The organism is Pseudomonas paeninsulae, assembly GCF_035621475.1.
GTDB lineage: Bacteria > Pseudomonadota > Gammaproteobacteria > Pseudomonadales > Pseudomonadaceae > Aquipseudomonas > Aquipseudomonas paeninsulae.
In genome coordinates, this window is sequence record NZ_CP141799.1 from 1,910,652 (window position 1) to 1,928,043 (window position 17,392).

At 63.9% G+C, this 17,392-nt stretch carries 17 protein-coding genes; 11 read left to right on the forward strand and 6 right to left on the reverse strand.

What is annotated here, in order from left to right; translation table 11 throughout:
• Positions 1 to 2: 2 nt before the first annotated feature.
• Together VCJ09_RS08935 and VCJ09_RS08940 are read left to right on the forward strand one after the other, a co-directional pair.
• Positions 3 to 425 (forward strand): MerR family DNA-binding protein, encoded by a 423-nt coding sequence (locus tag VCJ09_RS08935; protein ID WP_324734015.1) that lies wholly within the window; start codon positions 3 to 5, stop codon positions 423 to 425.
• 131 nt (positions 426 to 556) lie between these two features.
• Entirely contained in the window at positions 557 to 1,453 is an 897-nt protein-coding gene (locus tag VCJ09_RS08940) for a LysR substrate-binding domain-containing protein (RefSeq protein ID WP_324734016.1), read from the forward strand.
• Positions 1,454 to 1,623: 170 nt separating this feature from the next.
• On the opposite strand, the gene VCJ09_RS08945 is transcribed toward VCJ09_RS08940, so the two are convergent.
• From VCJ09_RS08945 to gap, 6 genes are all read right to left on the reverse strand, one after another.
• Positions 1,624 to 2,139 carry a DoxX family protein gene (locus VCJ09_RS08945; protein WP_324734017.1) on the reverse strand — a complete coding sequence of 172 codons (516 nt, stop codon included), beginning with the start codon at positions 2,137 to 2,139 and terminating at the stop codon, positions 1,624 to 1,626.
• On the reverse strand, positions 2,136 to 2,915 hold the full coding sequence (locus VCJ09_RS08950; RefSeq protein ID WP_324734018.1) for a DNA-binding domain-containing protein: 780 nt from the start codon (positions 2,913 to 2,915) through the stop codon (positions 2,136 to 2,138). Before VCJ09_RS08950 ends, VCJ09_RS08945 begins: the two co-directional genes overlap by 4 nt.
• Positions 2,912 to 3,814, reverse strand: a complete 903-nt coding sequence (gene bufB, locus VCJ09_RS08955; RefSeq protein WP_324734019.1) for an MNIO family bufferin maturase — start codon at positions 3,812 to 3,814, stop codon at positions 2,912 to 2,914. The genes VCJ09_RS08950 and bufB overlap by 4 nt, the downstream gene beginning before the upstream one ends.
• Positions 3,815 to 3,837: 23 nt before the next feature.
• Positions 3,838 to 4,152: a BufA1 family periplasmic bufferin-type metallophore gene (locus VCJ09_RS08960; RefSeq protein WP_324734020.1), complete on the reverse strand. Its 315-nt coding sequence runs from the start codon at positions 4,150 to 4,152 to the stop codon at positions 3,838 to 3,840.
• Positions 4,153 to 4,544: 392 nt separating this feature from the next.
• A complete protein-coding gene (locus tag VCJ09_RS08965) occupies positions 4,545 to 5,009 on the reverse strand; it encodes a methylglyoxal synthase (RefSeq protein WP_079201515.1) in 465 nt (154 codons plus the stop codon).
• A 173-nt stretch (positions 5,010 to 5,182) separates the two neighbouring features.
• Positions 5,183 to 6,184, reverse strand: coding sequence for a type I glyceraldehyde-3-phosphate dehydrogenase (gap, locus tag VCJ09_RS08970; protein WP_324734021.1), 1,002 nt, complete (start codon positions 6,182 to 6,184; stop codon positions 5,183 to 5,185).
• A gap of 135 nt (positions 6,185 to 6,319) precedes the next feature.
• Here gap and edd point away from each other — a divergent pair, with 135 nt between their 5' ends.
• The 9 genes from edd (at position 6,320) to VCJ09_RS09015 (ending at position 17,376) form a co-directional block, all read left to right on the forward strand.
• A complete protein-coding gene (gene edd, locus VCJ09_RS08975) occupies positions 6,320 to 8,146 on the forward strand; it encodes a phosphogluconate dehydratase (RefSeq protein ID WP_324734022.1) in 1,827 nt (608 codons plus the stop codon).
• Positions 8,143 to 9,108, forward strand: coding sequence for a glucokinase (locus tag VCJ09_RS08980; protein ID WP_324734023.1), 966 nt, complete (start codon positions 8,143 to 8,145; stop codon positions 9,106 to 9,108). Before edd ends, VCJ09_RS08980 begins: the two co-directional genes overlap by 4 nt.
• Before the next feature lie 64 nt (positions 9,109 to 9,172).
• Positions 9,173 to 9,901, forward strand: coding sequence for a response regulator transcription factor (locus VCJ09_RS08985; protein WP_324734024.1), 729 nt, complete (start codon positions 9,173 to 9,175; stop codon positions 9,899 to 9,901).
• Positions 9,894 to 11,339: an ATP-binding protein gene (locus VCJ09_RS08990; protein WP_324734025.1), complete on the forward strand. Its 1,446-nt coding sequence runs from the start codon at positions 9,894 to 9,896 to the stop codon at positions 11,337 to 11,339. Before VCJ09_RS08985 ends, VCJ09_RS08990 begins: the two co-directional genes overlap by 8 nt.
• Positions 11,340 to 11,500: 161 nt before the next feature.
• Positions 11,501 to 12,754 carry an ABC transporter substrate-binding protein gene (locus VCJ09_RS08995; protein ID WP_324734026.1) on the forward strand — a complete coding sequence of 418 codons (1,254 nt, stop codon included), beginning with the start codon at positions 11,501 to 11,503 and terminating at the stop codon, positions 12,752 to 12,754.
• Positions 12,755 to 12,971: 217 nt separating this feature from the next.
• Positions 12,972 to 13,880, forward strand: a complete 909-nt coding sequence (locus VCJ09_RS09000; protein WP_324734027.1) for a carbohydrate ABC transporter permease — start codon at positions 12,972 to 12,974, stop codon at positions 13,878 to 13,880.
• A complete protein-coding gene (locus VCJ09_RS09005) occupies positions 13,873 to 14,709 on the forward strand; it encodes a carbohydrate ABC transporter permease (RefSeq protein WP_079201523.1) in 837 nt (278 codons plus the stop codon). The genes VCJ09_RS09000 and VCJ09_RS09005 overlap by 8 nt, the downstream gene beginning before the upstream one ends.
• 10 nt (positions 14,710 to 14,719) lie before the next feature.
• The gene (locus VCJ09_RS09010; protein WP_324734028.1) at positions 14,720 to 15,871 is read left to right on the forward strand and encodes an ABC transporter ATP-binding protein; all 1,152 of its coding nucleotides are present in this window, start codon (positions 14,720 to 14,722) and stop codon (positions 15,869 to 15,871) included.
• Positions 15,872 to 16,107: 236 nt separating this feature from the next.
• Entirely contained in the window at positions 16,108 to 17,376 is a 1,269-nt protein-coding gene (locus VCJ09_RS09015; protein WP_324734029.1) for a maltoporin, read from the forward strand.
• Positions 17,377 to 17,392 lie beyond the last annotated feature (16 nt).

The window sequence follows — 17,392 nt, forward strand, 5'->3', positions numbered from 1 at the left end:
CCATGGGTAAGCCGCTGACCATCAGTGGGTTGAGCCGCGAGAGCGGGGTCAACCTGGAGACCATTCGCTTCTACGAGCGCAGCGAACTGCTGCCGCCGCCCAGGCGCAGCGCCGCGGGCTACCGCCATTATGAAGAGGCCGATATACGTCGGGTGCGCTTTATCCGTCGTGGCCGCGAGTTGGGCTTTAGCCTGGAGGAGATTCGCACCTTGCTCGGTTTGGCCGCCCAGCCCCACAGCCCCTGTGCGGAAGCCGACCAGTTGGTGCAAGAGCACCTGCTCACCATCGAGGCGCGGATTCGCGATCTGCAGAAGATGAAAACGGAGCTGAGCAAGCTCGCTGGCTGTACCAGCGCCGAGGCCGAGCACTGCCGGCTGCTGGAGGCCCTGGACAGTCGCGATTGCTGTGCCGGTGAGGGCGGTTAGGCGGGGTGAGCGCCAGCAGGGCAATGGGCATGACAGGGACTTCAGGGGAACTGTGAGGTGCGCAGTGTCGCCGGGCTATTCATGCGGAAAAATCGGATTTCAGGCCTATGATATTTGACTAATATGCACGAATGAAAACGACCCTCGATGAGTTGCTGGCCTTTGTCAGCGTGGTGGACAGCGGCTCTATTAGCGCGGCGGCCGAGCACCTGACGCAGACCGCTTCCGGTGTCAGTCGCGCCTTGAGCCGGCTGGAACAGAAGCTGGATGTCACCCTGTTACGCCGCACCACCCGGCGTCTGGAGCTGACCGAGGAGGGCCAGGCCTTTCTCGCCCAAGCGCGCAAGATCCTCGATGCGGTCGAGAGTGCCGAAGAGCAGATGAAGGTACGCCGGCAGAAACCCGCCGGGCGTTTGCGGGTGAATGCCGCCGCGCCGTTCATGCTGCATGTGGTGGTGCCGCTGAGTGCGGGATTTCGCGCGCAGTACCCGCAGATCGAGCTGGAGTTGCACAGTAGCGACCAGATCATCGATCTGCTCGAGCAGCGCACCGATGTGGCCATCCGCATCGGCGCGCTGCGTGATTCGACCCTGCATGCCCGCCCGTTAGGCAGCAATCGCCTGCGCATCCTCGCCAGTCCGGCTTACCTAGAGGCTCAGGGCACGCCGCACAGCGTCGAGGCGTTGCGCGACCACAGCCTGCTCGGCTTTACCCAACCGGACAGCCTCAACCAGTGGCCGCTGCGCCATCCGCTTGGCGATGCTCTGGCGATCAGTCCCAGTCTGTCCGCTTCCAGCGGCGAAACCCTGCGCCAGTTGGCCCTGGCCGATGCCGGTATCGTCTGCCTGGCCGACTTCATGACCCACGCCGACCGTGCGCGCGGCGAGCTGGTGCAGATCCTGGCGCAGGACACGGTCGAGGTGCGCCAGCCGATTCATGCGGTCTACTACCGCAATACCGCATTGGCTTCGCGCATCACCTGTTTTCTCGATTACCTCAACGACCGGTTGGGCGGTCAGGCGGATTAGCAGGCCGTTGAAAAACTACCTACGTTGCCGATACGGCGTTAAAAACAGGCTCGGATGCGAGCTCAGTCGGAATGCTCATTTACAGCTCGTAAACTCCGCTTCCTCGCCTGTTTTTGCGGGGACGCCTAGTCCTTGTCTCGGCTGCCTCGCCTACGTTTTTCAACGACCTGTTAGCCGACGAGGCCATAGCGCCGGGCAATCAGGTGGTCGATGGACAGTACCCCCGGACCCTTGGCCGCGAGCAGCAGCAATACGGCCGCCCACACGCCATGGGTCGGGTAGGCATCCGGGTAGACGAACAGCTGAATGACCAGGGTCATGCCGAGCAGGGCCAGCGCGGAGAAACGGCTGGCCAGGCCAAGCAGGATCAACAGCGGAAACAGGTGCTCGCTGAAGGCGGCCAGTTGCGCAGCCAGTTCGGCCGGCAGCAACGGCAGCCGGTATTCTTCCTCGAACAACGGGATAGCCGAGGCGGAGAGACTCGGCAGGCCGAATTCGAAAGTGCCTTCGAAGAGATCGATGGCCAGGCCTTCGATCTTGGTCTGCCCGGATTTCCAGAAGGTCGCGGCAATCGAGAAGCGGGCGAGGAAGGCGACCAGGCTGTAGGGAATCAGCTTGCACAGCTCGATCGCGCGGGCGATCAGGCGAACCGGGGGGGCGAGGCGGGTCAGGGCGTGGTCGGTCATGGCAGTGGCCTTTGCTTGTCGTATGCACAGTGGGTAATTGCGCCTGCGCGCAGCAGGTAAGTCAGGCAGGCGCCGAGGTCGAAACCCGCGTCGAGGGCGAGGGCGCGTTGCGCCGCGTGGCCGAGGGGCAGCCCTTGTTGCAGCGTTTGCAGGAGCAGGGCGTCGCCTGGGCGGATGCCGAGCACTTCGACCTCCAGGCCGTTGCGCAGCACCAGGGCGCATTGCGCCTGGTAGGGGTCTACCTCGGCAAGCGCCAGCGCGCCTTGGTGGGCGGCCCACAGTGAGACCACCGCGAAGGCTGATTCGAGCAAGTTGCACGAGGGGTGCAGCTGGAGCAGCAAGCTGGCGAGGCTGTCCGGCGAGGCCAGCGCCTTGGCCAGCACATCCGCTGCCAGGGGCGCGGCGTCGGCCGCGTGGTAGGCGCGGATACGCAGCAGCTCGAGGCGCGCCACGTCTGCCAGGTACGGCAGGCTGCTGGCCGGGACGAACCCCTCGATGAATTCGGGTAAGTCGGCGCCATACTCGGCCAGGATGCGCGTGCGCGGTGGCGAGTGGCGCACGTAGACGGCCGCCATGGCGCGAAAGAACTCTTCGCCGACCAGTTGCTGCACCACCGGGAAACTGTCGGCCAGGGCATCTATTAGTGAGCTCAGGACATTGTTGCGGTAGACGGCGAAGCGCGCCGCAGGATCCGAGCCGTTCCAGGTTGTCAGCTGCGCCGGGCAGTCACGCTCGGGGTCGAGCAGGGCGGCGACAAAATCTTCTTGGATGTTCATGCCGTGATCTGCTGGCGAGTCGGGCGAACGGCTTCGAGCAGGGTCTGCGCGCGCAGCGCTTCCTGCACCAGTACATCCAGGGTCGGGACGGCGTTGTCCCGCTCGATCAGGGTCGGGGTCGCGCCGATCAGCTGCAACACCTCCGTGTACAGTCGCCATACGGCATCGTCGACAGGTGCGCCGTGATTGTCGATCAGCAGGCGATCGCCTGCCGCGTCACGGTCTTCGGCGAAGCCGGCGAGGTGGATTTCGCCGACCGCGTGCAGCGGTAGGGCGCGCAGGTAGGCCTGCACGTCCCAGTGGTGGTTGATGCTGGACACATAGGCATTGTTGACGTCCAGCAGCAGGCCGCAACCGGTGCGGCGCACGACTTCGCCGATAAACGCGGCTTCGTCCATGCTCGAGTGGGCGAATTCGACATAGGTCGCCGGATTCTCCAGCAGCAGCTGGCGCTGCAAACGGCTTTGCACCTGATCGACATGCTCACAGACCCGGGTCAGGGTCGCCGCGTCGTAGGCAAGCGGTAGCAGGTCATTGAGAAACACCTCGCCATGGCTCGACCAGGCCAGGTGTTCGGAGAAGGCTTGCGGCTGGTAGCGCTCGAGCAGTGTGGCCAGGCGCTCGAGGTGCTCGCGGTCGAGCGGCTGCGGTGCGCCGATCGACAAGCCAACGCCGTGAATCGACAGCGGGTAGTGCTCGCGGATCAGGCCCAGGTAATGGTGGAAAGGCCCACCCGCCACCAGGTAGTTCTCGGCATGCACCTCGAAGAAGTCGACTGCCGGGCGGGCATCGAGGATCTGCTGGTAATGCTGCGATTTAAGGCCGATCCCAGCCCCGCAGGGCAGCTGGGGCCGCAGGGCAGGAGCGCTGTTGGCATCGTGAACTGGCGAGACGATCATTTTCAGCGCTCCTGTGTGGGCGGTCAGGAGGTTTTCATTTCCTTGAAGGCTTCGAGCTGGCCGAAGCCGGTCGACGAGGTTGGTGAGGCGGTCTGTTCGCAGGTGCCCTTAGGTACGAACTTCCAGGCGTTACCCTGGTGGTCGACCTTGGACGTGCCGGCGCAGGTAGTACCGGCACCCGCTGCACAATCGTTCTTGCCTTGCATGGCGACGCCGAAGCACTTCTCGTTGTCCGCCGCTTGGGCAGTGAGGGGTGCGCTGGAAATCGCCAAGGCAGCGCCCAGCGCAAGGGCGAGCGCGGCGGCCGAAATAACGGTATGGGAAGTGGTGGTGTTCATCTGGGTAGCTCCGTTTAGCAATTGATCTAATGCACTAGGGGGTAGCATGGAACGGCATGCCGCAGCGGGCGTTGCGCCTTGGTCACGGTAGTCGTCCTTGACATATTGACGCAGCCGGAGCGGTTTTGTTACAGGCTCTCGTGAGCATAAAGGTCATGTGCCCCTCGGCTGCTGCCACTCGCTTTTATAGGGATTGCCGTCCAGCCCCGACATTTGTCCACCCACACATATATAGGAACGTAGCCAACAAAAAAAGCATCCATGCCGGTGCGCTGGCTGAGTTGTGCCAGTTTTTCGGGGATGCCGACATCGAATCGGGGCTGCTCCCTACCGACGCCGCGCCGAGCGGCTTTAGTGCCGAGTGTCGACGCTAGCTTAGCGGTGTGCGCCGGCTAACTGCGGGCGGCGAGGTAGGCGCTGTAGTCGGGGATTCGGTAGTCGTGGGCCTGATCCAGCAGCGCGCTGCTGAGCATGTAGTCGGCGCTGCTCTCGGTGCAGGCCACCGGGATATTCCATACCGCCGCGACCCGCAGCAGGGCCTTGATGTCCGGGTCGTGGGGCTGCTGCTCGAAGGGGTCCCAGAAGAACACCAGCATGTCCACGCGCTGCTCGGCGATGCGTGCGCCCAGTTGTTGGTCGCCGCCCAGCGGGCCGCTGAGCATGCTTTCGATCGGCAGGTCCAGGCGCCGACCGAGCAGCAGGCCGGTGGTGCCGGTGGCCAGCAAGTGGTGCCTGGCCAGTTTGTCGCGCTGGCGTTCGCTCCAGTCGAGGAGGAACTCCTTGCAGTGGTCGTGGGCAACCAGGGCAATGCGCTTGCGCTCGGGCAGGGTGGCAGTGGTGAAGCTGATACGGCTCATGCTGGGGGGTCCTTATCAACGATGAAACTGTTGCTTCTGACTTCTCTAATTGCAGAAAACCTAGCGAGCGATGGCCAGGCAAGGCGGTGGCTTTGCAAAAAAGCGCAGTGTACGACTGTACATGAGCATTTTTTGCGCAGGCTCCAGCGCCGCATGGTCGAGCGCAGTAGTTTTCAGGGGGCTTCGCACAGGGCCAGGCAGGTATCGAGCATCCTGTTGGAGAAGCCCCATTCGTTGTCGTACCAGGCCATGACTTTCACCAATTTGCCGCTGACCTTGGTGTGGTTGGCGTCGAAGATCGACGACAGCGGGTTATGGTTGAAGTCGCAGGAGACCAGCGGCAGGCTGTTGTAGCCAAGCACCGGCGAGTGCTGGCTGGCGGCCTGGAGCAGGGCGTTGATTTCATCGCTGCTGGCTTCACGCTTGACCTGCAGGGTCAGGTCGACCAGCGAGACGTTGATCACCGGCACCCGCACGGCCATGCCGGTCAGCTTGCCGGCCAGCTCCGGCAGCACCAGGCCGACCGCTTCGGCGGCGCCGGTCTTGGTCGGGATCATCGACTGGGTGGCCGAGCGCGCGCGGTAGGGGTCGCTGTGGTAGACGTCGGAAAGGTTCTGGTCGTTGGTGTAGGCGTGGATGGTGGTCATCAGACCGTGCTCGATGCCCAGCTCGCGCTGCAGCACCTGGGCCACCGGCGCCAGGCAGTTAGTGGTGCAGGAGGCGTTGGAGATTATCTGCATGGACTGGCGCAGAATGTCGTGATTGACGCCATAGACGATGGTGGCGTCGGCGCCCTTGGCCGGTGCCGAGATGATCACCTTGCGCGCGCCGGCGGCGAGGTGGGCGGCAGCCTTGTCGCGCTCGGTGAACAGCCCGGTGCATTCGAAGACCACGTCGACCTTGAGCGCCTGCCACGGCAGGTCGGCCGGGTTGCGAATGGCGCTGACGGCGATACGATCAGCGTTGACCGTGAGGCTTTCGCTGTCGCTGTCGACGCTGCCGTCGAAGATCCCGTGCACGCTGTCGTACTTGAGTAGGTGGGCATTCATCGCGCTGTCGCCGAGGTCATTGATGGCCACGACCTGCAGCTGTTGGCGGTAGTCTTGGCTATAGAGCGCGCGGAGCACGTTGCGGCCGATGCGGCCAAAACCGTTGATTGCGATGCGGATAGTCATAAGTGAGGCCCTAGCCTGATTTTGTTGTTTGAATTACAAGATTATGCTCGTAAATATAGAAATCAAGTGTTTTTAGTGGCAGTATTTTTGTATTAAGTACAAAATATTGCTATTCGCCAGCCTGGAGTCAACCACATGCATCCCCGCGTACTTGAGGTAACCGACCGCCTGATCGCCCGCAGCCGCGCCACGCGCGAGCCCTACTTGGCGATGATTCGCGCGGCGGCCAGTGAAGGCCCGCAGCGCGGCAAGCTGCAATGCGCCAATTTCGCTCACGGTGTGGCTGGCTGCGGCAGCGAAGACAAGCAGACCCTGCGCCTGATGAATGCGGCCAATGTGGCGATTATTTCTGCTTATAACGACATGCTCTCCGCCCATCAGCCTTACCAAGACTATCCCGAGCGGATCAAGCAGGCCCTGCGCGAGATCGGCTCGGTCGGCCAGTTCGCCGGCGGCGTGCCGGCCATGTGCGATGGCGTGACCCAGGGCGAGCCAGGCATGGAGCTGGGTATTGCCAGCCGCGAGGTGATCGCCATGGCCACCGCAGTGGCACTGTCGCACAACATGTTCGACGCCGCGCTGTACCTGGGCATCTGCGACAAGATCGTGCCCGGTCTGATGATGGGTGCCCTGCGTTTCGGTCATCTGCCGAGCCTGTTCGTGCCGGCAGGACCCATGCCGTCCGGCCTGTCGAACAAGGACAAGGCCGACGTGCGCCAGCGTTATGCCGAGGGCAAGGCCAGTCGTGACGAGCTGCTCGAGGCCGAGATGGCCGCCTATCACAGCCCCGGCACCTGCACCTTCTACGGCACCGCCAACACCAACCAATTGCTCATGGAAGTGATGGGCCTGCATCTGCCGGGCGCCTCCTTCATCAACCCCAATACTCCGCTGCGCGATGCCCTGACCCGCGAGGCGGCGCAGCAGGTAACCCGTTTGACCACGCAGAGCGGGCAGTTCATGCCGCTCGGCGAGATCGTCGACGAGCGCTGCCTGGTCAATTCCATCGTCGCCCTGAGTGCCACCGGCGGCTCGACCAACCACACCCTGCATATGCCGGCGATCGCCCAAGCCGCGGGGATTCAGCTGACCTGGCAGGACATGGCCGATCTGTCGGCCGTGACGCCGACCCTGGCCCACGTCTATCCCAACGGCAAGGACGATATCAACCATTTCCAGGCCGCTGGCGGCATGGCCTTCCTCATTCGCGAGCTGCTCGATGCCGGGCTGCTGCATGAGAACGTCAACACCGTGGCCGGTCATGGCCTGAGTCGTTACACCCGCGAGCCCTTCCTCGACGACGGCCAGCTGGTCTGGCGCGACGGCCCGAGCAAGAGCCACGATGAAAGTGTGCTGCGCCCGGTGGCCAATCCCTTCTCCGCGGAAGGCGGCCTGCGCCTGATGCAGGGCAACCTCGGTCGCGGGGTGATGAAGGTCTCCGCCGTGGCCCTGGAGCACCAGTTGGTCGAGGCCCCGGCATTGGTGTTCGAGGATCAGCAGCAGCTGGCCGATGCCTTCAAGGCCGGCGAGCTGGAGCGCGACTTCGTCGCGGTGATGCGCTTCCAGGGCCCGCGCAGCAACGGCATGCCGGAACTGCACAAGATGACCCCGTTCCTCGGCGTGCTGCAGGACCGCGGCTTCAAGGTGGCGCTGGTCACCGACGGGCGCATGTCCGGCGCCTCGGGCAAGATTCCGGCGGCCATCCATGTCTGTCCCGAGGCTTACGGTGGCGGGCCGCTGGCGCTGGTGCGCGACGGTGACCTGATTCGCCTCGATGGTCACACCGGCGAATTGGTGCTGCTGGTCGACGCCGCCGAACTGGCCGCGCGCGAGCCGGCGGTCGGCACTCTGGACAATGCCGTGGGCTGCGGCCGTGAGCTGTTTGCCTTCATGCGTCAGTCCTTCAGCTCGGCAGAGCAGGGCGCCTGTGCCTTCACCACTAGCCTGGAGTCGCTGAAGTGAAACTGGCCCTGGTCGGTGACATTGGCGGCACCAACGCGCGCTTCGCCCTGTGGCGCGACGAGCAGCTGGAGTCGGTGCGGGTGCTGGCCACCGCCGACTATCCGGGGCCGGAACAGGCGATCCGCGCCTACCTGGGCGAGCTGGGCCTGCCGCTCGGCTCGGTCGGCTCGGTCGGCTCGGTGTGTCTGGCCTGTGCCGGGCCGGTCAGTGGCGACCTGTTTCGCTTCACCAACAACCACTGGCGCATCAGCCGCACGGCCTTCTGCCGCGAGCTGCAGGTGCGCGAGTTGCTGCTGGTCAATGACTTCTCCGCCATGGCCCTGGGCATGACCCGCTTGCGTGATGACGAGCGGCTGCAGGTCTGCCCCGGCGTGGCAGCGTCGGATCGCCCGGTGGTGGTGATCGGCCCGGGCACTGGTCTGGGCGTCGGTACGCTGCTGGCCTTGGCTGACGGCAGCTGGCGGGCTGTGCCCGGCGAGGGCGGTCATGTCGACTTGCCGATCGGCACTCCCCGCGAGGCCGAGCTGTGGCAGCAACTCTATAGCCAACTCGGTCATGTGCGCGCCGAGGATGTACTCAGCGGCAGTGGCTTGTTGCTGCTCTATCGCGCCGTCTGCGTGCTGGATGGCCATGATGCGCGCTTGAACTCGCCGGCCGAGGTTACGGCGGCGGCGCTGGCTGGCGATGCCGTGGCAGTCGCAGTGCTGGAGCAGTTCTGTTGCTGGCTCGGTCGCGCCGCCGGCAACAACGTGCTGAGCCTGGGCGCGCGCGGCGGGGTGTATATTGTCGGCGGTGTGGTGCCGCGCTTTGCCGAGTTGTTCCTGGCCAGCGGCTTCGCCCGCTGCCTGCGCGACAAGGGCCGTATGAGCGATTACTTCGATGGTATTCCGGTGTGGTTGGTGACGGCCGAGTATCCGGGGTTGATGGGCGCGGGCGTGGCCTTGCAGCAGGCTTCTGTGTAGGGTGCCGTGCGGCGCACCCTGTGGGCCGCGCGCGTTACCCCAATGAGAACAAGGACGGCGGACCATGAGCCAGCCCGGAAAATCGATTCTGCTGGTCGATGACGACCAGGAAATTCGCGAACTGCTGCATACCTACCTGAGCCGTGCCGGCTTTCAGGTGCGCACCGTCGGCGACGGTGCCGGCTTTCGCCAGGGCCTGTGCGCCGAGTCGGCGGATCTGGTGATTCTCGATGTGATGCTGCCCGACGAGGATGGCTTCAGCCTGTGCCGCTGGGTGCGCGAGCATCAGCGTTTTGCCCAGGTGCCGATCATCATGCTCACCGCCAGTTCCGATGAGACCGACCGGGTCATTGGTCTGGAATTGGGTGCCGACGATTATCTCGGCAAACCCTTCAGCCCGCGCGAGTTGCTGGCGCGGATCAAGGCGCTGCTGCGCCGTGCGCATTTCACCCAGGAACGCGGCAGCGAGGTGCTGGCTTTCGATGAGTGGCGTCTGGATATGGTCAGCCACCGGCTGTTCCATACCGACGGCGAGGAGGTGATCCTCTCCGGCGCCGACTTCGCCCTGCTCAAGCTGTTTCTCGACCACCCGCAGCAGATCCTCGACCGCGATACCATCGGCAACGCCACCCGCGGCCGCGAGGTGATGCCGCTGGAGCGTATCGTCGACATGGCGGTCAGCCGCTTGCGTCAGCGCCTGCGCGATACCGGCAAGCCGGCACGGCTGATCCGCACCGTGCGCGGCAGCGGTTACCAGTTGGCCGCGGCGGTCACGCCACATAGCCATGTTTAGCCTGCGCAAGCTGCTGCCGGTACCGCGCTCGCTGCTCGGGCGCATGTTGCTGCTGACCCTACTGGTGGTGTTGCTGGCCCAGGCACTGTCGAGCCTGATCTGGGTTTCGCAGTTGCGCGCTAGCCAGATGGACGGCTTGCTTGCCAGCTCGCGCAGCCTGGCGCAGTCAATGGCCGCCAGCGTCAGCTATTTTCGCTCCTTGCCCCTGGGCTACCGGCCCCTGGTGCTCGATCAGTTGCGCAATATGGGCGGCACGCGCTTCTTCGTCTCACTCAACGACAAGCCCCTGACTATGCAGGTGCTGCCGGAAACCCCACGCAAGCGCGCGGTGCTCAATGCGGTCGATGCCAGCCTGCGCGAGCGTCTGGGCAAGGACCTGGACCTGCTGGTGCAGTTCGTCAGCCCGGACGATTTGCGCATCTTCAATGGCGCCTTGAAGCTCGACGAACTGCCGCGTTCCTGGGCGCATTACGCCTTGAGTCTGGAGCCGCTCAATCCGCCGGTGCTGGTGACGCAGATCCAGATCGCCCCGGGCGAATGGTTGTACCTCGCCTCGCTGCTGCCCGAGCCCTATGCCGGCCTGGAGCAGCAGGGACTGCCGGCCCAGCAGCTGTGGTTCATCATCCTCACCAGCAGTTTTCTGCTGCTGTTTATCGGCATCCTGGTGCACTGGCAGAGCCGCCCGCTCAAGCGCCTGGCACTGGCGGCGCGGGATATGTCGCTGGGTAGCGAGGTCGAGCCGCTGCCCGAGGCCGGTGGCAGCGAGGTGGTCGAAGTCAGCCGTGCGTTCAACGCCATGCGCGAGCGTATCGGCCGCTACCTGCGCGAGCGCAGCCAGTTGTTCAGCGCCATTTCCCATGATCTGCGTACGCCCATTACCCGCCTGCGCCTGCGCGTCGAACTGCTCGACGACGAAGCCGTGCAGGCCAAGTTCAGCCGTGATCTGGATGAGCTGGAGATGCTGGTCAAAGGCGCGCTGCAGTGCGTCAAGGACACCGACATTCACGAAAATATCGAGCCGGTCGACATCAACCAGTTGCTCAATTACGTGGTTGAGCCTTATCTGGCGCCGGCCGGCAATGGTCGGGTGACCCTGGAGGGCCAGGCGTGCGCGGCCTATCCCGGTAAACCCCTGGCCCTCAAACGCTGCATCGGCAATCTGGTGGACAACGCCCTGAAGTACGGCCGGAACGCCCACCTGCATATCGAGGACGATGGCCAAGCCTTCGTCCTGCACGTCGATGACGAGGGGCCTGGCGTGCCCGAGCAGCGCCTGGAGCAGGTGTTCGAACCGCACTTCCGCCTGGCCGGACAGCAGCAGGGCTACGGCCTCGGCCTGGGCATTGCACGCAACATCGCCCACAGCCACGGCGGTGAACTGAGCCTGCGCAACCTGCGCGAAGGCGGTCTGCGGGTGACCCTGAGCCTGCCACGATGATGGCGCGCGCGGCGTGCGCGCCCCGTGGTGTTGGTGCTTTGTAACCAGCCTGTGACCTTTGCGCATCCCTTCGTTACCCGCCAGGCACCCGGCCTTGGTTAGACTCGATTCCAGCGCAAGCACCAGACTTGCCCACATAACAACAAGAAGGTCCCCGTCGAATGAATGCTATGACTCGCCTGGCCACTGCCGTTTCTCTTGTCTCCATGCTGCCGTTGACCGCCCTCGCCGGTGAAGTCGAAGTGCTGCACTGGTGGACCTCCGGTGGCGAAAAACGCGCCGTCGATACCCTGCAAAAACTCATCGAAGACCAGGGCCACAGCTGGAAAGACTTCGCCGTCGCCGGTGGTGGTGGTGAAGCGGCCATGACCGTGCTGAAGACCCGCGCAGTTTCCGGCAATCCGCCCGCTGCCGCGCAAATCAAGGGCCCGGACATTCAGGAGTGGGGCGAGCTGGGCTTGCTCGCCGAGCTCGACGACGTCGCCAAGCAGCAGCAGTGGGATACCTTGCTGCCGCCGCAGGTGATCGACGTGATGCAGTTCGGTGGCCATTACGTGGCGGTGCCGGTCAACGTGCACCGGGTCAACTGGTTGTGGATCAATCCCGAGGTGTTTGCCAAAGCTGGCGCCACCGCACCGACTACCCTCGATGAATTCTTCGTCGCCGCCGACAAGCTCAAGGCCGCCGGCTTCATGCCGCTGGCGCATGGCGGCCAGCCCTGGCAGGACAGCACCGTGTTCGAGGATCTGGCCATCGCCGTGCTCGGTCCCGAGGACTTCAATAAGGCGTTCGTCGACTTGGACGAGAGCGTCCTGACCAGCGCCAAGATGGTCGAGGTATTCGCCGCCCTGCAAAAACTCCACGGCTATGTCGATGCCAATGCCGCCGGACGCGACTGGAACAGCGCCACCGCCATGGTGATCAACGGCAAGGCCGGTATGCAGATCATGGGCGACTGGGCCAAGAGCGAATGGACCGCTGCCGGCAAGGTCGCCGGCAAGGATTATCAGTGCCTGCCGTTCCCCGGCACCCAGGGCAGCTTCGCCTACAACATCGACTCCCTGGCGATGTTCAAGTTGGGCGACGCGGACAACCGCAAGGCCCAGGAAGACCTGGCCCGCACCATCATGGCGCCGGAGTTTCAGGAGTTCTTCAACCAGAGCAAGGGCTCGATTCCGGTGCGTACGGATATGGACATGGGCAGCTTCGATGCTTGCGCGCAGCAGTCCATGCTCGACTTCAAGGCGGCTGCCGCCAGCGGTGGTCTGCAGCCGAGCCTGGCCCACGGCATGGCCGCCTCCAGCTATGTGCAGGGCGCGGTATTCGACGTGGTGACCAACTTCTTCAACGACCCCGAGGCCGACCCGAGCAAGGCTGCCCAGCAGTTGGCCGCGGCTATCCAGGCCGTGCAGTAGCGGCGGTCCCACCGCCGGTGCGCTGGCGGCGTCCCCAAGGCGGGTAGCCCGTAGGGCGGGTGCAACCCGCCGCTTATCAACCCGATATCCCCGGTGCACGCCTGTTGGCGCGCATTGCGGGATCGGCCGCGCCGCATTCCAGGAAATTCGCATAACCCCTGGTCGGCGAAATGCGGGTTTCACCCGCCCTACGGGCCGCAACCCAACGGAGTCACCCATGAGTTCAATCGCGGTTTTTACCAAGGCCTCACCGCTGGATGCGCTGCAACGCTGGCTGCCCAAGCTGGTGTTGGCGCCGAGCATGCTGATCATCCTGGTCGGTTTCTACGGCTACATCCTCTGGACCTTTGCCCTGTCGTTCACCAGCTCGCGCTTCATGCCCAGCTATTCCTGGGTTGGCCTGCAGCAGTATGCACGCTTGTGGGGCAACGACCGCTGGTGGGTGGCGAGCCAGAACCTGCTGGTCTTCGGCGGCCTGTTCATCGGCATCAGCCTGGTGATCGGTGTGCTCCTGGCGGTGCTGCTAGATCAGCGCATTCGTCGCGAAGGCTTTATCCGCACCATTTTTCTCTACCCCATGGCGCTGTCGATGATCGTCACCGGCACCGCCTGGAAATGGCTGCTCAATCCCGGCCTGGGCATCGACAAGATGCTCCGCGACTGGGGCTGGGAAGGCTTTCGTTTCGATTGGCTGGTGGACCCGGATCGGGTGGTCTACTGCCTGGTGATCGCGGCGGTCTGGCAGTCCTCGGGCTTCGTCATGGCGCTGTTTCTCGCCGGTTTGCGTGGGGTCGATCAGTCGATCATCCGCGCCGCCCAGGTCGATGGCGCCAGCCTGCCGAACATCTACCTGCGCATCGTCCTGCCGAGCCTCGGCCCGGTGTTTTTCAGCGCCCTGATGATCCTTTCGCACATCGCGATCAAGAGCTTTGACCTGGTCGCCTCGATGACCGCTGGCGGCCCCGGCTACTCCTCCGATCTGCCGGCGATGTTCATGTATGCCCACACCTTCACCCGCGGCCAGATGGGCCTCGGCGCCGCCAGTGCGATCCTCATGCTCGGCGCGGTGCTGGCGATTCTGGTGCCGTACCTGTACTCCGAACTGCGAGGCAAGCGCCATGACTAGCCGTTCCCCGCTCAGCCTGAGCCGCGTGGCAATCTACGCCACCCTGTTGGCCGCCTGCGCGGTCTACCTGATCCCGTTGCTGGTCATGCTGTTGACTAGCTTCAAGAGTCCGGAAGACATCCGTAGCGGCAACCTGCTGTCCTGGCCCGAGGTGTTCACCGCCATCGGCTGGCTGAAGGCCTGGGACGGGGTCGGCGGCTACTTCTGGAACTCGGTGAAGATCACCATTCCGGCGGTGCTGATCTCCACCGTGATCGGCGCGTTGAACGGTTATGTGCTGGCCATGTGGCGTTTCCGCGGTTCGCAGCTGTTCTTCGGCCTGCTGCTGTTCGGCTGTTTCCTGCCGTTCCAGGTGGTCCTGCTGCCGGCGTCCTTCACCATCGGCCAACTCGGTCTGGCCAACACCACCAGCGGCCTGGTGCTGATCCATGTGGTCTACGGCATGGCTTTCACCACGCTGTTCTTCCGCAACTACTACGTGAGTATTCCGGAAGCCCTGGTGCGGGCGGCGCGCCTGGATGGCGCGGGCTTCTTCACCATCTTCGGGCGCATCCTGCTGCCCATGTCGACCCCGATCATCATGGTCTGCCTGATCTGGCAGTTCACCCAGATCTGGAACGACTTCCTGTTCGGTGTGGTGTTCGCCAGCGGCGATACCCAGCCGATCACCGTGGCCCTGAACAACCTGGTCAACACCAGCACCGGGGCCAAGGAATACAACGTCGACATGGCCGCGGCGATGATCGCCGGGCTGCCCACGCTGGTCGTCTACATCCTGGCCGGCAAGTACTTCCTGCGTGGGCTGACAGCCGGCGCCGTCAAAGGTTGAGGAAAGAAAAATGGCAACTCTTGAACTGCGTAACGTCAACAAGTCCTACGGCAGCGGCCTGGTGGACACCCTGAAAAATATCGAGATCTCGATCGACTCCGGCGAGTTCCTGATCCTGGTCGGTCCTTCCGGTTGCGGCAAATCCACCCTGATGAACTGCATCGCCGGCCTGGAAGACATCAGTGGCGGCGCGATCTTGGTCGACGACGCCGACATCAGTGGCATGAGCCCCAAGGATCGTGACATCGCCATGGTCTTTCAGTCCTATGCGCTGTATCCGACCATGACGGTGCGCGGCAACATCGCCTTCGGCCTGAAGATGCGCAAGATGGCCCCGGCCGACATCGAGGAAGAAGTGGCGCGGGTGGCCAAGCTGCTGCAGATCGAACACCTGCTCAACCGCAAGCCCGGTCAGCTCTCCGGCGGCCAGCAGCAGCGCGTGGCCATGGGCCGGGCGTTGGCGCGGCGGCCGAAGATCTACCTGTTCGACGAGCCGCTGTCGAACCTCGACGCCAAGCTGCGGGTGGAGATGCGCACCGAAATCAAGCTGATGCACCAGCGCCTGAAGACCACCACGGTCTACGTCACCCACGACCAGATCGAGGCCATGACCCTGGGCGACAAGGTGGCGGTGATGAAGGACGGCATCATCCAGCAGTTCGGCACCCCCAAGCAGATCTACAACGACCCCGCCAATCTGTTTGTGGCGAGCTTTATCGGCTCGCCGCCGATGAATTTCATTCCCTTGCGTTTGCAGCGCCGCGACGGTCAGTTGCTGGCCGTGCTCGACAGTGGCCAGGCGCGCTGCGAGCTGCCGCTGGGGGCGATGGAGGCGGGCTTCGAGAATCGCGAGGTGATCCTCGGCATTCGCCCCGAGCAGATCCTCTTGGCCGCGGCCGAGAGCCGCAATCAGTCGTCGATTCGCGCCGAGGTCGAGGTCATCGAGCCCACCGGGCCGGACACCTTGGTGTTCGTCGAACTCAACCAGACCAAGGTCTGCTGCCGTCTGGCCCCGGACGATGCGCCACAGGTAGGGCAAACCCTGGAGCTGCAGTTCGATCCGAGCAAGGTGCTGTTGTTCGACGCCAAGAGCGGCGAGCGCCTGCTGCCTGGAAAGTCGCAGCCGCTTGAACACAAGGTGGCTCAGTTGAAACGCGGCTGAGTGTCCGGGGTGCGCGATGCGCACCGCTGCCAGGGCCGCTTCGGCGGTCGAGCAAAACCAACGACAACCCTCATGCAGGTCAGCCTCGGCCATGGTCTTTGCTGCGCGCGGCGCACCCGGCCTTGGGCGAGGTTGAGTACCTGGGGTGCGCCATGCGCGCCAACGAATTTCACAGAATCCACCGCCTCGGCGGTTACCCGCAGCACTTCACACAATAAAAACAATCAGGAGCAGCTATGAAAATCAGTCTCAACCCTGTGCTATCCCGTCGGCTCAGTGGTACGCGCGGCGCCCCCTACCTGGTCGCGTTGGCCCTCGGTCTGGCATTGCCCCAGGCCCAGGCCCTGGAGTTCACCGGCTATGTGCGCAGCGGTGCGGGCAGTACGGAGAACGGCGGCAGCCAGTCCTGCTTCCAGTTGCCCGGCGCCCAATCGAAATACCGGCTGGGCAACGAGTGCGAGCAGTACTCGGAGCTGGATCTGCGCCAGGATCTGCTGACCCTGGACGACGGCTCGGTACTCAGCGTCGAAGGCATGGCGCAGTTGTTCAACGAGTACGGCCATACCCCGGAGTTCACCGGTGAGCATGGCTTTTCCCGGATGAGCCAGGGATTCGTCGAGTGGAGCAAGCTGCCGGCGCTCAATGGCGGCTCGCTGTGGGCGGGGCGGCGGTACTACAAGCGTAACGACATCCATATCAGCGATTTCTTCTACTGGAATCAGAGCGCCACCGGCGCCGGTATCGAGGATTTCGAGCTGGGCGGTCTGAAATATAGCTACGCCTTTTCGCGCAAGGACAGCGTGTTTCAGGAGGAGTACATCAACCGTCACGATTTCAACGTCGCCGGTTTCCAGACCAACCCGGGTGGCGAACTGGAGTTGGGCCTGAGCTATATCGCCAAGCCGCGCCATATCGAACATGCCTACAGTGGCTGGTCGGTGACCGCCCAGCACAAGCAGGCGGACTTTCTCGGCCTTGGCGGCAAGAACACCCTGGCCCTGCAATACGGCCCAGGCCCCGGCACCGCGCTGGGCTCTACTGGCGATGTCAGCCTGGACCGCAGCGCCAAGCGTTATCGTCTGGTGGAATTCTTCGATTGGCAGGCCACGCCGCGCTGGGGTGGTCAGGCGCAGTTCGTCTACCAGAAGGATAAGCGGGCAGAGGACAAGGATGAGCAAAACTGGCTGTCGGTTGGCGCCCGTACCAGCTACGCCTTCACCGAGCAGTTCAAGCTGGTTGGCGAGATCGGTCACGATCAGGTCGAGGCCGCCGATGGCACGCGCAAGCTGAACAAGTTCACCGTGGCGCCAACCTGGTCGCCGAACGGTCCGGATTTCTGGGCGCGTCCGGAAGTGCGCCTGTACTACACCTATGCCAGCTGGAACGCAGCGGCGCAGCGTGCGGCCAGCGAATTGGTGGCGGGCTCGGCCCTGTCCGACACTGGCGCCTTCGACACCGCGCGGCACGGCTCCAACTTCGGCGTACAGGTCGAATACTGGTGGTGATCGCCCGTTCCGAGCG